Origin of the sequence: Leucobacter chromiireducens (genome assembly GCF_051993095.1) — a bacterium.
In the GTDB taxonomy this organism is placed as follows: Bacteria; Actinomycetota; Actinomycetes; order Actinomycetales; family Microbacteriaceae; genus Leucobacter; species Leucobacter chromiireducens.
Map to the genome: position 1 here is coordinate 3,117,828 of NZ_CP197024.1, position 17,196 is coordinate 3,135,023.

The window sequence follows — 17,196 nt, forward strand, 5'->3', positions numbered from 1 at the left end:
GGCTGACAGCGTGAACGAGCACGAGCAGCAGGCAGCGATCCGCTACGTCGCGATCGGCGACAGCTTCACCGAGGGCGTCGGCGACGAACAGCCCGACGGTTCGGTGCGAGGCTGGGCCGATCTCGTGGCACAGGGGCTCGCCGACGCGAGTGGGCAGCCGGTGCAGTACGCGAACCTTGCGATCCGCGGCCGCCTGCTCGGCCCCATCATCGCCGAGCAACTCGATCCCGCGATCGCGCTGCGCCCCACGCTCGTGAGCTTCAACGGCGGCGGCAACGATATGCTGCGCCCCGGCACGGACCTCGCGTGGATTGCGCAGGAGACGGAGACCGCGCTGCGCCGCATCCAAGACGCGGGCATCGAGCCACTCCTGCTGGCCGGGGCGAACCCAACGGGAGGCCTGCCCGGCGGCGGGCGCGTCCGCACGAAGGGGAACGAACTCACCGCGGCCGCCGGCGCGATCGCGAAGCAGCTCGGGATCCGCTTTGCGGACAACTGGAACGACGCCGAACTCACGGGACGCCAGTACTGGTCGCACGACCGGCTGCACCTCGCGCCGGTGGGCCACCACCGGGTCGCGGCCAACGTGCTGCGCGCGCTCGACACGCAGCCACCGGCCGACTGGGTGATCGACGCCGCCCCAGTGGGCGCACCCTCAACGCGGGATCAGCTGCGCTACACCCGTGAACACGTGGTGCCCTGGATTCAGCGCCGACTCACGGGGCGCTCGAGCGGCGATGGCCGCTTCGCGAAGTACGGCGACTGGGTGTGGGTGCACCCGCGCAGCGACACCTCACGCGCCGCGTAGGGATCGCGCCAGCGGGCGCGATGGGAGCACCGGGACGGGCGCGAACTCATCCCCAGGGATGACCTGTGTCGTACCAGGGGACGATGCGCGGTGGACACCACTTCCGAAAGAGTGGAATTCTCGACCGTTCTGTCCTGCCTCGTGCGGCCGAGCTCGGCCCCACGTGCGGCCGAAGCGTGCGGTATCCGCCGCGCTGAGGCCGCACCCCGAAAGGCCACATGTCCTTCCTCACCCGCACCAGCCTCAGAAACCGGCTGATCGTCGGCCTCGCGACCCTCGCGGTTGCGGTGCTCGGCATCTTCTCGATGGGCGCGCTCAAACAAGAGCTCATGCCCTCGATGCAGGTGCCGATGGCGTTCGTCTCCGTGCAGTCCCCCGGCCTCGCGCCAGAGGAGCTGTCGCGAACGGTCACTGAACCGACCGAGCAGGCGCTGAGTGCGGTGCCCGGGGTGACGAAGGTGTCCTCAACCACGTCGAGCGGTTCCGCAGACATCATGGTCGAGTGGCCGTTTGGCAGTGATGACGAGACTCTCGCGAAGATCCGCGCCGCAGCGGACGCAATGAAGCCGGCGTTCCCGCAGGGAACCGAGGTCACCGTGTTCTCCGGGGGCGCCGATGACATGCCGGCCATGATGCTGAGCGCAGGATCGGATCAGGATCCCGCGAAGTTCGGCGACGCGCTCGCGCAGACCGTGGTGCCGGCGCTGCAGGGCGTCGACGGGGTGCAGAAGGTGACGCTCTCCGGCCGCGAGGAGCAGCGGATCATGATCGATCTGCGCGCCGCCGACGTTGCGCGCCTGAAGGTGGACCCCGCCTCGATCGCCCCCACGCTCGAGGCGCACGGCGCCGCGCTGCCCGCCGGCCAGGCTGAGTCCCCCGAGGGCCCGCTCTCGGTGACGGTGGGCTCCGCGCTCACGACGGTGGACGAGATCGCAGCCCTCCCCATCCAGGCCGAGGACCGCGTGGTGAAGATCTCCGACTTCGCCGATGTGAAGACCGAGACGCTGCCCGCAGATACGATCTCGCGCGTCAACGGCAAGCCAGCGCTCACCCTGCAGGTCTCCCCGGGTCAGGGCGCGAACGTTGTGGAGATCTCGCACGGCGTGAACGCTGAGCTCGAGCGGCTGGCCCCGGGCCTGCACGCCGAGTTCGTGACCATCTTCGACCAGGCTCCCTTCATCGAGCAGTCGATCCACGACCTTTCGGTTGAGGGTGGGCTCGGCCTGCTCTTCGCCGTGCTCGTCATCCTCGCGTTCCTCGGCTCGTGGCGCTCGACGCTGATCGCCGCGGTCTCGATCCCGCTCTCGCTGCTCATCACCCTCATTGGGCTGTGGTGGAGCGGCAACACCCTGAACATCCTCACCCTGGGTGCGCTCACCATTGCGATCGGGCGTGTGGTCGACGACTCGATCGTGGTGATCGAGAACATTTCGCGTCGGCGCGGCTCGGGCCAGCTGACCATCGAGGGCGTAGTGGCCTCGGTGAAGCAGGTTGCGGGCGCCATCACGGCGTCGACGCTCACCACAGTGGCGGTCTTCCTGCCCATCGCGTTCGTCTCGGGCATGGCGGGCCAGCTGTTCCGCCCCTTCGCCATCACGGTGACAATTGCACTGCTCGCGTCGCTCTTCGTAGCGCTCACCATCGTGCCCGTGCTCGCCTTCTGGTTCATGCGTGGCAAGGAGCGGCGGGCCGCGAAGGCAGCAGCGTCGGTCGAGTCTGTGGCTGGAACGCCTGCCGACGACACCGCCGTGCTGCCAGAGCTCCCGGAGCTGCCGGCAAGCGAGGCCCCGACCACCGCGCTTCCCGCAACCGTGCACGCGGCGCAGGGGCAGACCGGTGTGCGCGCTGACGCGGTCGACGGGCACGCCTCCGATCTTGACGAGATTCACACCGCGCCGGATCGGCTGCAGCGCGCGATCATGCCCGCGCTCGGCGCCACCCGCCGCCACCCGGCGATCACGCTCGTTGCCTCGAGCCTCATCCTGGTGGGCACGCTCGCGATGAGCACGATGATCCCCACCGACTTCCTCGGTTCCTCGGGCAACGAGAGCCTCCAGCTCGTCCAGACCCCGCCAACCTCGGAGGATGGCGATCTCGTCGCCGCAGCCGAGCCCGTCGAGCAGGCCCTCGGCAAGCTCGACGGTGTGCGCGATGTCATGACGTCGATCCCGGTGGGCCAGGCGAATGGCCCCGCAACGATCTCCTACGACGTGCAGCTCGCGGACGGTGCAGACGCACAGGCGGTGAGCGACGCCGCGCAGGCGGCCATGGAGAAGCTCGCGGACGTGGGCGAGGTGCAGGTGCTCACCCAGGACGCGTTCGTGGGTGGCTCCGGCGGCTCCGGCATTGCCCTGCAGATCCGCGGCAACGACCCGGCGGCGCTCCGCGCGGCCAGCGATCTGCTGGAGAAGCAGCTTTCGGGCGAGCGCGGCGTGCAGTCCGTGCGCAGCGAGCTCGCGGGCGAGCAGCCAATCGTGCGCGTCGCGCTCGACGAGGCGAAGGCCGCACAGCTGGGCTTCGATCCCGCATCGGTGGCACGTGCCGTGCAGGAGGCGCTGGAGGGCCAGCGCGTTGGCCAGATCATGCTCGAGGGGCGCGAGCGCGACATCGTCGTGCGCACCCCGGGGGCTGAGCGCACTGCAGAGAAGGTCGGCGAGATCAAGCTGCCCGTCACGCCCCAGCAGACCGCGCAGGCGCAGAAGGCCGCGGCTGATGCGCTGCAGGAGAAGGCCGAGGCCGAGGCCGAGGATGCGCGACTCAAGGCGGATGCCGAGCTCACCACCCAGATCAATGAGGCTGCAGCCCAGCGCGGCGAGCTCGTTGCGCAGCTGGGTGAGCTGAACACGCAGCTCGCGCAGCTCTCCGCCGCGCCCATCGTGCCCGAGAAGCCCCGCACCCCGGGAGAGGACGCCGCCGTGCGCGCCCAGCAGGAGCGCGCGGAGCAGCTGGCCGCCATCCAGGGCGCGATCGCCGGTGCACAGAGCGGCATCGAGGGCATGGACCAGCAGCTCGTCAGCCTTCGCGAGGCCCGCGAGCAGGCGGCCACGCAGCTCGCCGAGCAGCAGGCCGCCGAGGCCGAACAGAAGGCCGCGACCGAGGTCACCGGCACGTCGCTGCCGCTCAGCGCGATCGCAACGGTGACCGAGGAGCTCACGGCACCCGTGATCACCCGTGCCGACGGCGAGCGCCAGGTCACCCTGACGGTCGACCCGAAGAAGGGGCAGCTCGACGCGGCCACCGCGGCGATCGACCGCGCGATTGCGAAGACTGAGCTGCCCGCGGGCGTGAGCTTCGAACTCGGTGGCGTGAGCGCCGAGCAGGATGAGGCCTTCACGCAGCTGGGTGCCGCGATGCTCGGCGCGATCATGCTCGTGCTGCTCGTCATGGTGGCCACGTTCCGCAGCTTCCGCGGACCGTTCGTGCTGCTCGTGTCGATCCCGTTCGCGGCGACCGGCGCGATCCTCGGGCTGCTCATCACGGGCACTCCGCTCGGCCTCCCCGCGCTCATCGGTCTGCTGATGCTGATCGGCATCGTGGTGACGAACGCAATCGTGCTCATGGACCTCGTGAACCGACTCCGTGAGGCCGGCGCGAGCCTCGACGAGGCCGTGGAGCACGGGACGCGCCTCCGCCTGCGCCCGATCCTCATGACGGCCGCGGCGACGATCTTTGCGCTGATCCCGATGTCGCTCGGCCTCACGGGCGGCGGCGTGTTCATCTCGAAGCCGCTCGCCATTGTGGTGATCGGCGGACTGGTCTCCTCGACGCTGCTCACACTGATCCTGGTGCCGATCCTCTACACGCTGGTGGAGCGCCGCCGCGAGAAGAAGCTCGCGAAGCGTGAGGTGCGTCGTGACCGCCGTGAGGCGAAGCTCGCGGGCATCGACCCCGCAACGATCGCGAGCGAGGCAGACGAGGCGCGCGAGGCGCAGGAGAGCTTCGCCGCAGACAAGCGCGAGGCGCGGGCCCAGGCAAAGGCGGCGAAGCGTGACGCGAAGAGCGCGCGCCGAGCCGAACGCGCCGCGAAGCGAGGCCGCACTCCGGAGGAGCCGACGGAGTTCACCGAGCCCACCGGACCCACCGAATAGGGCTCAGCCCCCGGCGCTCGCCGGGGGAACGACCGCGGGGCGGGCAGGGATTCCCTGCCCGCCCCGCGGTGTCTCCGCGCTACTTCCCAGCGGCGCGGCAGCGCTCGCAGAGGCCAAAGAGGTCGACGACGTGCTCAATCTCGGTGAAGCCGTGCTCGGCGCCCACCCGCTTCGTCCACTCCTCGACCACCGTGGCCGAGAGCTCGCGGGTGTCACCGCAGCTGCGGCAGATGAGGTGGTGGTGGTGCCCCTGCGTGGCGCAGGAGCGGAACAGGTTCTCGCCCTCGGGCGACTGCAGCGAGTCGGCCTCGCCCGTCTCCACGAGCCCAGCGAGGTTGCGGTAGACGGTGGCGAGCCCGATCGTCGAGCCCGAATCGCGCAGCGACTGGTGCAGCTGCTGCGCGCTCACGAAACCGTGCGCTTCGGCGAGCGTTGCCCGCACCGCCTCGCGCTGCCAGGTGTTGCGCTTGGGCTGCATGTCGCGCACCTCCGTTCCGGTCACGCCCCCACCGTAGCGAACTTCTCGCCCGCGTGGTCGGTTCGCTTGGCCCGCTCGCGTCGTGAGGCCGCCGCAGCGCGCACGCTCCGCACCAGCACCGCGACAAGGAAGAGCGCGGTAATGGCGAGCCCCACGGCACCGCCCGCTGCAATGCCGAGCTCGCGGGACACCCACAGGCCGGCCAAGCCGCCCGCAACCCCGATGAGTGCGGCGAGGGGTGGGATCCAGCCAATCCGGTCCGTGAGCGCCCGTGCTGCCGCGGCGGGTCCGATGAGCACGGCGACACCGAGAATGGCGCCCACCGCGGGCATCGCCACCACAACCGCCGCAGCGATGATGCCTGTCACGGCGAGCTCGATCGGCCACGCGCGGAACCCGGCCGCGGTGAAGCCAACGGGGTCGAAGGTGTGGAACAGAATCCGGCGGCCCGTGAGCGCGAGCACGGCGGCCACCGCGACGAGCACGGCCGCGGTGGCGATCACGTCGCCCACCGACACACTGAGCGGCGAGCCGACCAGCAGCGCCTCAACCGGAATGCCGAGTCCGGGGTTCAGGCTGGTGAGCAGCGTGCCGAGCGCGAACCCGAACGACAGCACCACGCCGCTCGTCACCTGCCGTCCCTGTCCGGGCAGCCGGCCGAGCAGCGTCATGAGCAGCACGAGCACGAGCGCGAAGAGCGCCTGCCCGAGCAGCAGGTTCCAGCCCGCGATCGCGAACACGACGCCGCCTGGGAACGTGGCGTGGCTCAGCGCAACCGCGAAGAACGAGCGCCGGCGCAGCACGATGAGCGACCCGGCGAGGCCGGCGAGGAGGCCGAGGAGCGTGAGTTCAAGGGCGGCGAGGGCGAAGTAGCTCATGCGCGCACCCCCTGATCCCGATCTGCTGGTTGTTGTTTCTCGAGCGGGATCCGGCCCGCTGCGGCCCGGCTCCGCGCCCAGCGCACGAGCGCTGCGACGCCGTAGGCCGCGACCAGCAGCAGCACGACGAGCGCGCCGGGCGACACCGTCGCGCCCGCGCCGACCGACCACTCGAACGACAGCCACAGGCCAGCCACGCCCGCGACGAGCGGCACGATGATCGCGAGCGGGATGAGCAGCGCGAAGCCGCGTGTGATGAGGCGGGCGGTGGCCATTGGGATCATGAGGAGGGCGAGCACCATGAGCACGCCGAGCGCCTGCACGCCCGCCACCACGAGCAGTGCGACGGCAACGCCGAGCGCGATGTCGGCGGCGAGCGGGCGGAAGCCAGCTGCCTCGGCGCCCGCTGCGTCGAACGCTCGGAAGAGCTGTGCGCGCCACGTCAGCAGCACCACCAGGATCGCGGCGAGCGCGACCAGCAGGATCTGCCAGAGCTGCGATTCGGTCACCGTGAGGAGTCGGCCAAAGAGCAGCTCCTGGAGCTGCGAGACGTAGCCCTCCTGCCGGGAGACGAGCACAATGCCGAGGCTGAAGAGGCCGGTGAGCACGACTGCGATCGCAGCGTCGGCGGTCACCCCGCCCCGGTGCTCGAGCACGGTGAACAGCACAGCGGCGAGCACCGCGGCCACCACGGCGCCCGGGAGCACGCCCGCCGTACCGCCGAGCGCAGCGCCAATCACGAGGCCCGGGAAGACCGCGTGCACCAGCCCATCGCTCACGAACTCAAGTTCGCGAAAGCTAATGAAGAGCCCCACGATGCCCGCGGCGACCGCGAGGATCACCACGGTGACGAGCGCGCGCCACATGAACGGCAGCGCGAACACCTCGACGGGGTTGTGGGCGAGGAAGGCCTGGGTCAGGACAGCGTCCATCACTCCCCGGTTTCCCGCGTCGTGGTGACCGTGTGGTGATCGAGCTCAACGGTGGCGTCGTGGAAGGCGTGCTGCACCGCGTCGAGCGTGAGCGCCTCGGCGAGCGGCCCGTACCCCGCGGGGTGACCCGGCTGGTTCGGCTCGTGCCCGCTCGCGAGGAGCAACACGTGCGAGCAGGCCTCGCGCGCGATCTCGAGGTCATGCGTCGAGACGATGATGGTGCGGCCCTCCGCGCGCAACTCGGCCACGAGCGCAAGCAACACCTCGCGGTTTTCGCGGTCGAGACCGTTGAAGGGCTCATCGAGCAGCAAGAGCTGCGGATCGGAGACAAGCGCCCGCGCGAGGATGCCGCGCTGCTGCTGTCCGCCGGAGAGTTCACCGAAGCGGCGGTGGGCAAATTCTGCAAGCCCCACGCGGGTGAGCGCGGCGGTCACTGCCGCACGGCCGGTCGCGCCGATCGGGCGCAGTGCCCCGCGCGAGCGGTACAGCCCCATCGTGACGACCTGGCGAAGCGTGACGGGGAGCGTGGTGTCTCGCGTGTCCGCCTGCGGCAGCGAACCCACGCGGGCGCGGGCGCGATCCGGCGCGGTGCCGAGCACCTGGACGGTGCCCGCGGTGCGCTCAGCGAGCCCGAGAATGCCGCGGAGCAGCGTCGACTTCCCCGAGCCGTTCGGCCCGATCAGCGCGAGGGCTGCGCCCTCGGGAAGCGCGAGCGTGAGTCCCTCTACCCGGGTGGTGCCCGCGTACCCAAACGCGGCCTGGTCGAGTGTGAGCGCGGCGGTCATCACTGCAGCGTACTCGGAAGCGGGGCGACCTTCGCTCCCCACGCTTCCAGGATGAGGCGCGTGTTATGGATGGTCGCGGTGACGTACGTGTCGGCGCCGCTCCCCGGCGCGCCGAGCGAGTCGGCGTAGAGGGAGTCCGCGTCGACCACGGTGACACCCGCCTCCTTCGCAATCGTGCGCGCCAGCTTCGGGCTCATTGACGACTCAACGAAGATGGCCGGCACGTGGCGTTCGGTGATTCGAGCGACAAGCGCGTCGATATCAGCGGCGCTCGGCTCGGCATTGTCCTCGAAGCTCGGCAGGATCGAGCCCGCGAAAGCGATGCTGTAGTCGTGGAGGTAGTAGCGGAGCGAATCGTGCCCGGTGACGAGCACGCGATCCTGCGCGGGCACGGCGGCGAACTGGGCGGCGGCCCACACGTCGAGTGCGCTCAGCTGTTCGCCATACGCAGCGCTGCGGGTCTGATAGTCAGCTGCATGCTCGGGATCGATCCGCGCGAGCTCTGTGCCGATGTGCGCGGCCATCTGTGCGGCGTAGCGCGGCGAGGTCCACAGGTGCGGGTTCGTGGCGCCGTGATCGTGGTCATGTTCATCATCGCCGTGCGCCTCGTCAGCGTGATCGTGATCGGCGTGATCATGATCGTCGTGCTCGTCGTGTGCGGCAGCATCTTCGGTCGCATGGTCGTGGTCAGCGTGGTCCGTCGGCTCTGCGCCCGCGGCCTCGGCCTCGCCCTCCGCTGTGATCGCCGTGGCCTCCGCGATGTCGATCCCGTCGCTCGCGGTGACGACCTCGCCTGAGAAGCCGGAGGCGTCGATCGCGTCGTCGATGAACGTCTCGAGGCCGGCCCCGTTGACGATCAGCACATCAGCCTGGCCGAGCGCGAGCAGGTCTGCGGGCGTCGGGTCGAAGTGATGCGCGGATCCGCCGGGTGCGAGCAGACCCGTGAGCGCGATGTCTTCCCCGCCGATCTCGTGCGCAAAGTCGGTGAGCTGGGTGGTGGTGGCCACCACACGCAGCGCGTCCGGGTTCGCACTCGCGTCGCCACCGTGGTCGGCGGAGCAACCGGCAAGCGTCAGCGCGGCGACTGCGGCGAGCGCGGCGCCGGCGCGCAGGAGGTGCTGGGGTGCGCGGCGAGCGCCGCGGGAGTGAAGCGTCATGAGCATCTTTCTAAATGAGAACGACTATCACTATAACCCCTCATGAGAATCATTCGCAACAGCGCCTGGCGACCCACCCACGGCGCACCTAAGCTGGGCACATGTCCGCTTCGTCCTACTCCCCACGCCGCGTCGCCACCGCGTTCGCCACGACCGTGGGCATTGCGGCGGTGGTCGCTGTCGCGACCATCCTCCCGGCGAACCTCTCAGCCTCTGCGCGCGCGGCCGCGGAGTGGGAGCCTGCGCGGAGTGCCCTCGTGGCCGGCTGGGCCGCGCTGCCCGAGTTCGATCCTGTCACCCCCGAGTCGATCACGCTGCTTGAGCGCACCCCTGGGGACGGTTTCTTCTTCGCCGCGGTGACGCAGGCCGGCCGCACGGTGATCGGCATCACGGCAGCCGACGGTACGGGCGTGCAGTGCACCGCACCAGACGCCACGCCCAGCGCGCACGGCGTGGGCTGCGCCACGTGGGCCGGCCCCACCGCGCCGCACCTGTACACGTGGGCCGCCGCCGACCCCACCTCGGCGAACGGCTTCCGGCACGAGCTCCTCACGTTTCCCAGCGAGGAGGCGCTCGACGCCTACCTGGGCAGCCATCCCGGGCTCCCCAGGCCAGTGATCGCGCCGCTTCCCGGGGCGTAGCGGCGCCACTCGCGCGAGGGAAGAAGCGCGCTCCCGCGAACCCCTAGGCTGAGTGCATGAGCACCCAACGCCGCGTCGCCCCCACCCTGGCTATGGTCGCCGCGATCGCCGGCGCGGTGACACTTGCCACACTCTTCCCGCTGAACGCGAGCGGCAGCTGGTCGGTGCAGCCCGACGAATGGGAGACCGCGCGCACGAACCTCATCGAGCGCCAGTTCGGCGATGCTGACCCGGCGGTACCCGAGTCACTCATGCTGCTCGAGCGCACTCCCGATGACGGCTTCTTCTACGCGGCCGACACAGAGGCGGGCGAGCTGCAGACGGGCATCATCGACATCGACGGCGGGGGCGTCATGTGCACCTCGGGCTCCGAGCCTGGCGTCGAACCAAACCGCCAGGAAGGCTTCAGCTGCGGCACCCACGCCGCCGACGAAGACTGGTACTACATTCTCTGGGCGCAGCGCTCCCCGTCCGACGCGGGCGGCTACCGCCACAAGCTTCGCTACTTTGCAACCGAAGCTGAATTCGATGCCTACTGGGAGGCCATGTTCCCTCAAGACGACACCGAGGCGCCCGGGCCCACGGAATAGCCCTGAGCGTAGGGTGGAGGAGTGAGCACCCCCGCACCCGATCTGCCAGCCACCGCACTCGAGCTTCGTGCGGCAGTGCGCTCGGGAGAGATCTCAGCGCGCGAGGCCACGAGCGCCGCACTCGCACGGATCGAGGGCGCCACAGCGCTCGGCGCATTCGTGTCACTCGCCGCGGAGCACGCGCTCAACGATGCCGCGGCCGCCGACGAGCGCTGGGCGCACACCCCGCAAGACGAGCGGCACGCGCTTCCCGCCCTGCACGGACTCCCGCTCGCCCACAAGGACCTCACCGATGTGGCGGGCCTTCCCACCACACACGGCAGCGCGGCCGTGCCGCACGCGCAGGCGGCTGCAGATAGCCCCGGGGTCGGGGTGCTACGCCGCGCGGGCGCCCTCGCGCTCGGAAAGACGCAGGTGCCCGAGTTTGGCCTCACGGGCTACTCCGAGAACCAGATCGCGCCTCCCGCCCGGAATCCGCTTGACCGCGAGCGAACCGCGGGCGGCTCGTCAGGCGGCAGCGCGGCGGCGGTCGCGGCAGGCCTCCTTCCTGTAGCTCCAGGAAGCGACGGCGGCGGCTCAATTCGGATCCCGGCGCTCGCCTGCGGGATCATCGGCCTGAAGCCCGGACTGGGCGCCGTCCCCACCGACCTCCTGCGGGGCCCGCTCGACGAGTTCGGCGCGCCACGCCTAACGGTGAGCGGGCCACTCGCCCGCACCGTGAGCGACGCGGCCCTCCTGTTCGACGCCATGCGGGGCGCCCCCGGCGAACCGGCGGTCGCCGCAGTCGCGCGGTCGGAGGAGCTGCGCGGGCTGCGGATCGGCTTCTCGGGTGATTCTCCGTTCGAGTCTGCGCACGCCGTGCCCCTTGCCCCGGAGGCGCGCGCAGCGCACGCCCGCGCGGCGGGGCTGCTCGTAGGGCTCGGCCATCGGGTCGAGGACGCAGACATCCGCTACGACCCCCGCTACCCGCACGCGTTCAGCGCGGGGTGGACGGCCGGCCTCTCGCTCCTTGAACTCGCGCCCGGCGCCGACGAGCGGCTGATGCCCCTCACAAAACTCTTCCGCGAACGCGCACTCGCCCGCCCGCGCGAGGATCACCTCGCGGCAGGCAGCCGGCTCCGCGCGTTCGCCGCCGATGCGCGTGCGCAGTGGGGGACGTACGACATTGTGCTCACGCCGGGGCTTGCCATGGCACCCCCGAGGATCGGCGCGTTCACCGCGCTGCACCCCGACGACGACTACCGCCTGCAGTGCGAGTGGGCCCCCTTCACCTCGATGGTCAATGTGGCGGGGCTGCCGGCAATCGCGGTCCCCATCCTCACCACACCCGCGGGGCACTCGTTCGGCGTGCAGCTGATCGGCCGCGCCGGCTCTGAGGAAGTACTGCTGCAGCTTGCCGCCCAGCTCACCGCCGCCTCGCCAGCTGCGCCCGCGACTCACGGGTAGCGGCGCGATCGCCGCGCGAGAACTCGCCCACAATCTCGCTTGCGGGATACCCTAGGGGGGTATAGTCTCGGGGTGTCCCCAACGAAAAGGAGTTCCCCATGAGCACCAGCACCACCGCCGAGTTCACCGTCACGGGCATGACCTGCGGCCACTGCGAGATGTCCGTGCGCGAAGAGGTCGAAGCAATCTCCGGCGTCACCGGCGTCGAGGTCAGCTCGAAGACTGGCGCACTGAGTGTTGAGACCGACGGCACCGTGAGCGACGACGCGATCACCGCCGCCGTCACCGAGGCCGGCTACGCCGCTACGCGCGCCTAGCCCTCCCGCCCACCACACTCCCTCGCACGGCCCACCGCCCCACAGCCCGCCCCCAAGCCCCACCGTTCCCCGGATTCGGGTCACTTGGTGCGGGTGTCGCAGTGGGGTTCCGGGCAACACCCGCACAAAGTGACCCGAATCCGGGAGGGGGCGCGGGACGGGCACCAGCGGGCAGCAGGATCAGCAACACAGCACGGAAGGAGCTGTCGGCAGTGAGCACGACCAGCTACGAACTCGAAATCGGCGGCATGACCTGCGCCTCATGCGCAAACCGTATCGAACGCAAACTCAACCGCCTCGACGGCATCGAGGCGACGGTCAACTACGCCACCGAGAAAGCGCGCGTGCATGCCCCCGAGGGGTATGACCCGCAGCTGCTCATCGCTGAGGTCGAAAAGACCGGCTACGCCGCTGAGATTCCGCCGCCGCCCGCAGCCCCCGGCGCGGCACAGCCGGACAACGCTGCGGGAGCAGACAGCCAGGATCCCGAGCTGACAAGCCTGCGCCAGCGCCTCATCGGCTCGATCTGGCTTTCGGTCCCCGTGATTCTCATCTCGATGATCCCGGCACTCCAGTTCGACTACTGGCAGTGGGCCGTGCTGACCCTCACCGCACCCGTGATCGTGTGGGCCGCCTGGCCCTTCCACCGCGCGGCCTGGATCAACCTGAAGCACGGCGCCGCCACCATGGACACGCTCGTGTCCGTCGGCACGCTCGCTGCCTTCTTCTGGTCGCTCTACGCGCTCTTCTTCGGCACCGCGGGCGAGAAGGGGATGACGCACGCCTTCGAGCTGACCATCAGCCCCCACGATGGGGCGAACAACATCTACCTCGAAGTTGCCGCCGGCGTCACCATGTTCCTGCTCGCGGGCCGGTACTTCGAGAAGCGCTCCAAGCGCCAGGCGGGATCAGCGCTGCGTGCGCTGCTCGAGCTCGGCGCGAAGGACGTCGCCGTGCTGCGCGATGGCGCCGAAACCCGGATCCCAGTCGAGGAACTGCGCGTGGGCGACCACTTCGTTGTGCGCCCGGGCGAGAAGCTCGCAACCGACGGCGTGATCGTCGAGGGCGCGACCGCCATTGACGCCTCCCTCCTCACCGGCGAGTCGGTCCCCGTGGAGGCCACCTCGGGCGACCCGGTGACCGGCGGCACGGTCTCCACGAGCGGCCGCATCGTGGTGCGCGCCACCCGCGTGGGCGCCGATACCCAGCTCGCACAGATGGCGCAGATGGTGGAGGACGCGCAGTCGGGCAAGGCAGAAGTGCAGCGCCTCGCCGACCGGGTCTCCGGCATCTTCGTGCCGATCGTCATTGTCATCGCGATCGCGACACTCATCACCTGGCTGGCCCTCGGACACGGGGCGGCGAGCGCATTCACCGCCGCCGTCGCCGTACTCATCATCGCCTGCCCCTGCGCCCTCGGGCTCGCAACCCCCACCGCGCTGCTCGTGGGGACCGGCCGCGGCGCGCAGCTCGGGATCCTGATCAAGGGACCGGAGATCCTCGAATCGACCCGCCGCGTCGACACGATCCTGCTCGACAAGACCGGCACCGTGACGAGCGGGCGCATGTCGCTCGCCGAGGTCGTGGCCGCCCCCGGCACCGAGCGCGCCGATCTGCTGCGCCGAGTGGGCGCCGTCGAAGCGGCCTCCGAGCACCCCATCGCGCAGGCCATTGCGCGGGGCGCAGCCGCCGAGCTGGGTGAACTTCCCGAGGTGAGCGACTTCCGCAACACCGCCGGCCACGGCGTCACCGGCGCCGTCGACGACACCCCGGTGATCGTGGGCCGTGCGGCCCTGCTCGCCGACTGGGGCGTAGCTCCCGGGCCCGAGCTGCTTGCCGAGCGCGACCGCCTCGAGGGCACCGGCCACACGGTCGTGTTTGCCGCCTGGGACGGCGCGGCACGCGGCGTGGTCGCCGTGGCCGACACCGTGAAGCCCACGAGCGCCGAGGCGATTCGCGAGCTCACGAAGCTGGGCCTCACGCCGATCCTCCTGACCGGAGACAACCGCACCGTCGCCGAACAGGTGGCAGCGAGCGTGGGCATCACCGAAGTGCACGCCGAGGTGCTGCCCGGCGACAAGGTCGAGGTGGTGCAGCGACTCCAGGCAGCGGGCCGCGTGGTGGCCATGGTGGGCGACGGCGTGAACGACGCGGCGGCACTCGCGCAGGCCGATCTCGGCCTCGCCATGGGAACCGGCACCGATGCGGCGATTGAGGCTGCCGATATCACCCTGGTGCGCGGCGACCTCCGCAGCGCGGCCGACGCGATCCGGCTCTCGCGTCGCACGCTCAGCACCATCAAGGGCAATCTGTTCTGGGCGTTCGCGTACAACGTGGCAGCGATCCCGCTCGCCGCCCTCGGCTTGCTGAACCCGATGATTGCGGGCGCCGCGATGGCGTTCTCGAGCGTGTTCGTGGTGGGCAACAGCCTCCGCCTGCGCCGCTTCCGCAGCGTGGCCCGCTAGGAGCCCGACCCGGCGCTGGGGGTGGCTCGCCCGCGCGCGGCCCCGCCCCCAGCACCACCCAAGACCCGGACAGAGGCCCCTCCGCAGGGGCACGAGCGAGGAGAGATTGATATGGTCACCACCATGAGCGATGAGCAGGCACGCGTTCCCGACTGCGACGCCGACTTCAGCGCGGGGCATCCCGATCGCCCCGAACAGGCAGACGGGGGCGGGGGCGGCGGCCACAGCCACGACCACGGGCTGCAGGGCGCGACAACCGCCACCGGAAAGCACCGCAAGCGACTCATCATCGCCCTCTCGATCACGCTGAGCGTGTTCTTCATCCAGCTCATCGGCGCGTTCATCTCGAACTCGCTCGCGCTGCTCGCGGATGCCGGGCACATGCTCACCGATGCGACCGGCGTGGCGATCGCGCTGATTGCCAGCCTGATTGCCACGCTCCCCGCCACCTCAAAGCGCACCTTCGGGTATCTGCGCGTCGAGGTCCTCGCGGCCCTCGTGAACGGCATCGTGCTCGGCGTCATCGCGGTGGTCATCTTTGTGCAGGCGATCTCCCGCTTCGGCTCCGAGGTTGAGATTCAGTCGACCCCGATGCTGATCGCCGCCGTGATCGGTGGCGTCGCCAACCTCGTCTCCCTGCTCGTGTTGCAGTCGGGCCAGAAGGAGAGCCTCAACGTGCGCGGGGCGTACCTCGAGGTGCTCGGTGATCTGCTCGGCTCTGTGGCCGTGGTGATCGCGGCGATTGTGATCATGCTGACCGGTTGGGAGATGATCGACCCGATCGCCTCGATTCTCATCGCAGTGCTCATCATTCCGCGCGCGATCAGCCTGCTGCGCGAGGTGGTCAACGTGCTGCTCGAGGCTTCCCCGAAGAACATCGACGTCGATGAGGCCCGCGAACACATGCTCGCCGTGCCCGGCGTCTCCGAGGTACACGATGTGCATGCGTGGACCATCACCTCGGGCGTGCCCGCGTTCTCCGCGCACGTGACCGTCTCCGACTCCGCCTGGAGCGAGCGCGGCTACCACGCCATCCTCGATGAGCTGCGGGCGTGCCTCCACGAGCACTTCGACACGGAGCACGTCACACTGCAGCTCGAGCCGGTCTCCCACGGCGAGGACGACCAGCACCCGTAGCGGCGCGACACCCGCAGACAGCGACGGGGCGAGTGCAATCAGGTTCCTCGTGGAACTCGGTCGCACTCGCCCCGTCGTCGCCTTGCGCGGAGAGCGGGTCGCCGTCCTGCGTTAGTCGAGCAGCAGCGCGGGCTCCTCGAGCACCGACGCAACATCGGCAACAAAGCGCGAGATCACATCGCCATCGACGATGCGGTGATCGAACGAGCCGCCCACGGTGGTGACCATGCGGGGCCGCACCTCGCCGTCAACCACCCACGGCTTCTCACGGATCGTGCCCATCGCGAGGATGGCGCACTCACCCGGGTTCAGGATCGGGGTGCCGAAGTCCATGCCGAACACGCCAATGTTCGTGATGGTAATCGTGCCCTCGGCCATGTCGGCGGGTGTCGTGCGACCCTCACGCGCGGTGAGAGTCAGCTGCTCGATCGCCTTCGCGAGGTCGAGCAGACTGAGATCCTGCGCATCCTTGATGTTCGGCACGACGAGGCCGCGCGGCGTGGCTGCAGCAATGCCCAGGTTCACGAAGTTGCGACGGATGATCTCGGTCTCCGTGAAGGTCGAGTTGATCTCCGGGTTCCGGCGGATCGCCCACAGCATCGCCTTTGCGAAGATCAGCAGCGGCGACACCTTCACGCCCGCGAAGCCAGACGAGGTCTTCAGGCGCTTCACGAACTCCATCGTGCGCGTTGCATCGACGTCGGTGAACACGCTCACGTGCGGCGCCTCGAACGCGCTCGTCACCATCGCCTTCGCGATCTGCTTGCGCATGCCCTTCAGCGGGATGCGCTCCTCGCGCTCCTCCGCCGGCTCGGGGGTCTCGAGGTTGCGGAAGAGGCGCGCCTGCCCCGCGTGCCGCTCGACGTCCGAGCGCAGCACCTCGCCGGCGGGGCCGGTGCCGCTCACCTCGGCGAGCGTGACACCCAGATCCTTCGCGAGCTTCCTGATCGGCGGCTTCGCGAGCACCGCGCCCGGCGCCGTGCCAGCAGCGGCGACCGCGGCGGGCACGGCACCGGGCGTGGGGAGCAGCGGCTCACCGCCACGACGACGACGGGACTTCGCGGCCCCGGCGGTGCCGTAGCCGACGAGTACCGCGCCGCCGGCGTCCTCGTGCTCCACGCTTGCCGCGGCGTCGGCGACGATGTCACGTGCCTCGTCGGCGCTCGCCGAAGTGGCGCCAGCGTTCGCGGATCCCGATCCCGCGTCATCTACGGCGTCGCCACCGGTCGAAACGCGCATGATTGGGTCGCCCACCGGCACCGTCTGCCCCGGCTGTGCGAGCAGCTCGGTGACCGTGCCGACGAACGGCGAGGGCAGCTCGACGATCGACTTCGCGGTCTCGATCTCGCAGATCACCTGGTTGAGCTCAACCGAGTCGCCGGGCGCCACCTTCCAGGTGACGATCTCGGCCTCGGTCAGCCCCTCGCCAACGTCCGGCAGGGGAAAGGACATCTCACTCATAGCGAATCCTCCG

Annotated in this window: 14 protein-coding genes; 8 read left to right on the forward strand and 6 right to left on the reverse strand. The window is 70.1% G+C overall.

Going from position 1 to position 17,196, the window contains the following annotated elements; all coding sequences use genetic code 11:
• The first annotated feature begins 10 nt into the window (after positions 1-10).
• Positions 11-808: a GDSL-type esterase/lipase family protein gene (locus ACR81A_RS14135; protein ID WP_202380545.1), complete on the forward strand. Its 798-nt coding sequence runs from the start codon at positions 11-13 to the stop codon at positions 806-808.
• Between the two features lie 218 nt (positions 809-1,026).
• Positions 1,027-4,896, forward strand: a complete 3,870-nt coding sequence (locus ACR81A_RS14140) for an efflux RND transporter permease subunit (protein WP_440312167.1) — start codon at positions 1,027-1,029, stop codon at positions 4,894-4,896.
• A gap of 79 nt (positions 4,897-4,975) precedes the next feature.
• Here ACR81A_RS14140 and ACR81A_RS14145 read toward each other — a convergent pair whose 3' ends face one another.
• From ACR81A_RS14145 to ACR81A_RS14165, 5 genes are read right to left on the reverse strand one after another with little or no spacing between them, the layout of a single operon-like run.
• The gene (locus tag ACR81A_RS14145) at positions 4,976-5,374 is read right to left on the reverse strand and encodes a Fur family transcriptional regulator (protein WP_202381469.1); all 399 of its coding nucleotides are present in this window, start codon (positions 5,372-5,374) and stop codon (positions 4,976-4,978) included.
• A gap of 20 nt (positions 5,375-5,394) precedes the next feature.
• Entirely contained in the window at positions 5,395-6,252 is an 858-nt protein-coding gene (locus tag ACR81A_RS14150) for a metal ABC transporter permease (RefSeq protein ID WP_440312168.1), read from the reverse strand.
• On the reverse strand, positions 6,249-7,184 hold the full coding sequence (locus ACR81A_RS14155) for a metal ABC transporter permease (protein ID WP_202380542.1): 936 nt from the start codon (positions 7,182-7,184) through the stop codon (positions 6,249-6,251). Before ACR81A_RS14155 ends, ACR81A_RS14150 begins: the two co-directional genes overlap by 4 nt.
• The gene (locus ACR81A_RS14160; protein ID WP_202380541.1) at positions 7,184-7,969 is read right to left on the reverse strand and encodes a metal ABC transporter ATP-binding protein; all 786 of its coding nucleotides are present in this window, start codon (positions 7,967-7,969) and stop codon (positions 7,184-7,186) included. The genes ACR81A_RS14155 and ACR81A_RS14160 overlap by 1 nt, the downstream gene beginning before the upstream one ends.
• On the reverse strand, positions 7,969-9,126 hold the full coding sequence (locus ACR81A_RS14165) for a metal ABC transporter substrate-binding protein (protein ID WP_440312169.1): 1,158 nt from the start codon (positions 9,124-9,126) through the stop codon (positions 7,969-7,971). The genes ACR81A_RS14160 and ACR81A_RS14165 overlap by 1 nt, the downstream gene beginning before the upstream one ends.
• Positions 9,127-9,227: 101 nt before the next feature.
• Here ACR81A_RS14165 and ACR81A_RS14170 point away from each other — a divergent pair, with 101 nt between their 5' ends.
• The 6 genes from ACR81A_RS14170 (at position 9,228) to ACR81A_RS14195 (ending at position 15,722) form a co-directional block, all read left to right on the forward strand.
• A complete protein-coding gene (locus tag ACR81A_RS14170) occupies positions 9,228-9,767 on the forward strand; it encodes a hypothetical protein (RefSeq protein ID WP_440312170.1) in 540 nt (179 codons plus the stop codon).
• Positions 9,768-9,823: 56 nt separating this feature from the next.
• Positions 9,824-10,357 (forward strand): hypothetical protein, encoded by a 534-nt coding sequence (locus ACR81A_RS14175; protein ID WP_440312171.1) that lies wholly within the window; start codon positions 9,824-9,826, stop codon positions 10,355-10,357.
• 21 nt (positions 10,358-10,378) lie between these two features.
• Entirely contained in the window at positions 10,379-11,803 is a 1,425-nt protein-coding gene (locus ACR81A_RS14180; RefSeq protein WP_440312172.1) for an amidase, read from the forward strand.
• A gap of 98 nt (positions 11,804-11,901) precedes the next feature.
• The gene (locus tag ACR81A_RS14185) at positions 11,902-12,120 is read left to right on the forward strand and encodes a heavy-metal-associated domain-containing protein (RefSeq protein ID WP_202380536.1); all 219 of its coding nucleotides are present in this window, start codon (positions 11,902-11,904) and stop codon (positions 12,118-12,120) included.
• A gap of 248 nt (positions 12,121-12,368) precedes the next feature.
• Entirely contained in the window at positions 12,369-14,585 is a 2,217-nt protein-coding gene (locus ACR81A_RS14190; RefSeq protein WP_440313159.1) for a heavy metal translocating P-type ATPase, read from the forward strand.
• Between the two features lie 111 nt (positions 14,586-14,696).
• Positions 14,697-15,722: a cation diffusion facilitator family transporter gene (locus ACR81A_RS14195; RefSeq protein ID WP_440312173.1), complete on the forward strand. Its 1,026-nt coding sequence runs from the start codon at positions 14,697-14,699 to the stop codon at positions 15,720-15,722.
• Positions 15,723-15,833: 111 nt separating this feature from the next.
• On the opposite strand, the gene ACR81A_RS14200 is transcribed toward ACR81A_RS14195, so the two are convergent.
• Entirely contained in the window at positions 15,834-17,183 is a 1,350-nt protein-coding gene (locus ACR81A_RS14200; protein WP_202380535.1) for a dihydrolipoamide acetyltransferase family protein, read from the reverse strand.
• Positions 17,184-17,196: the final 13 nt, after the last annotated feature.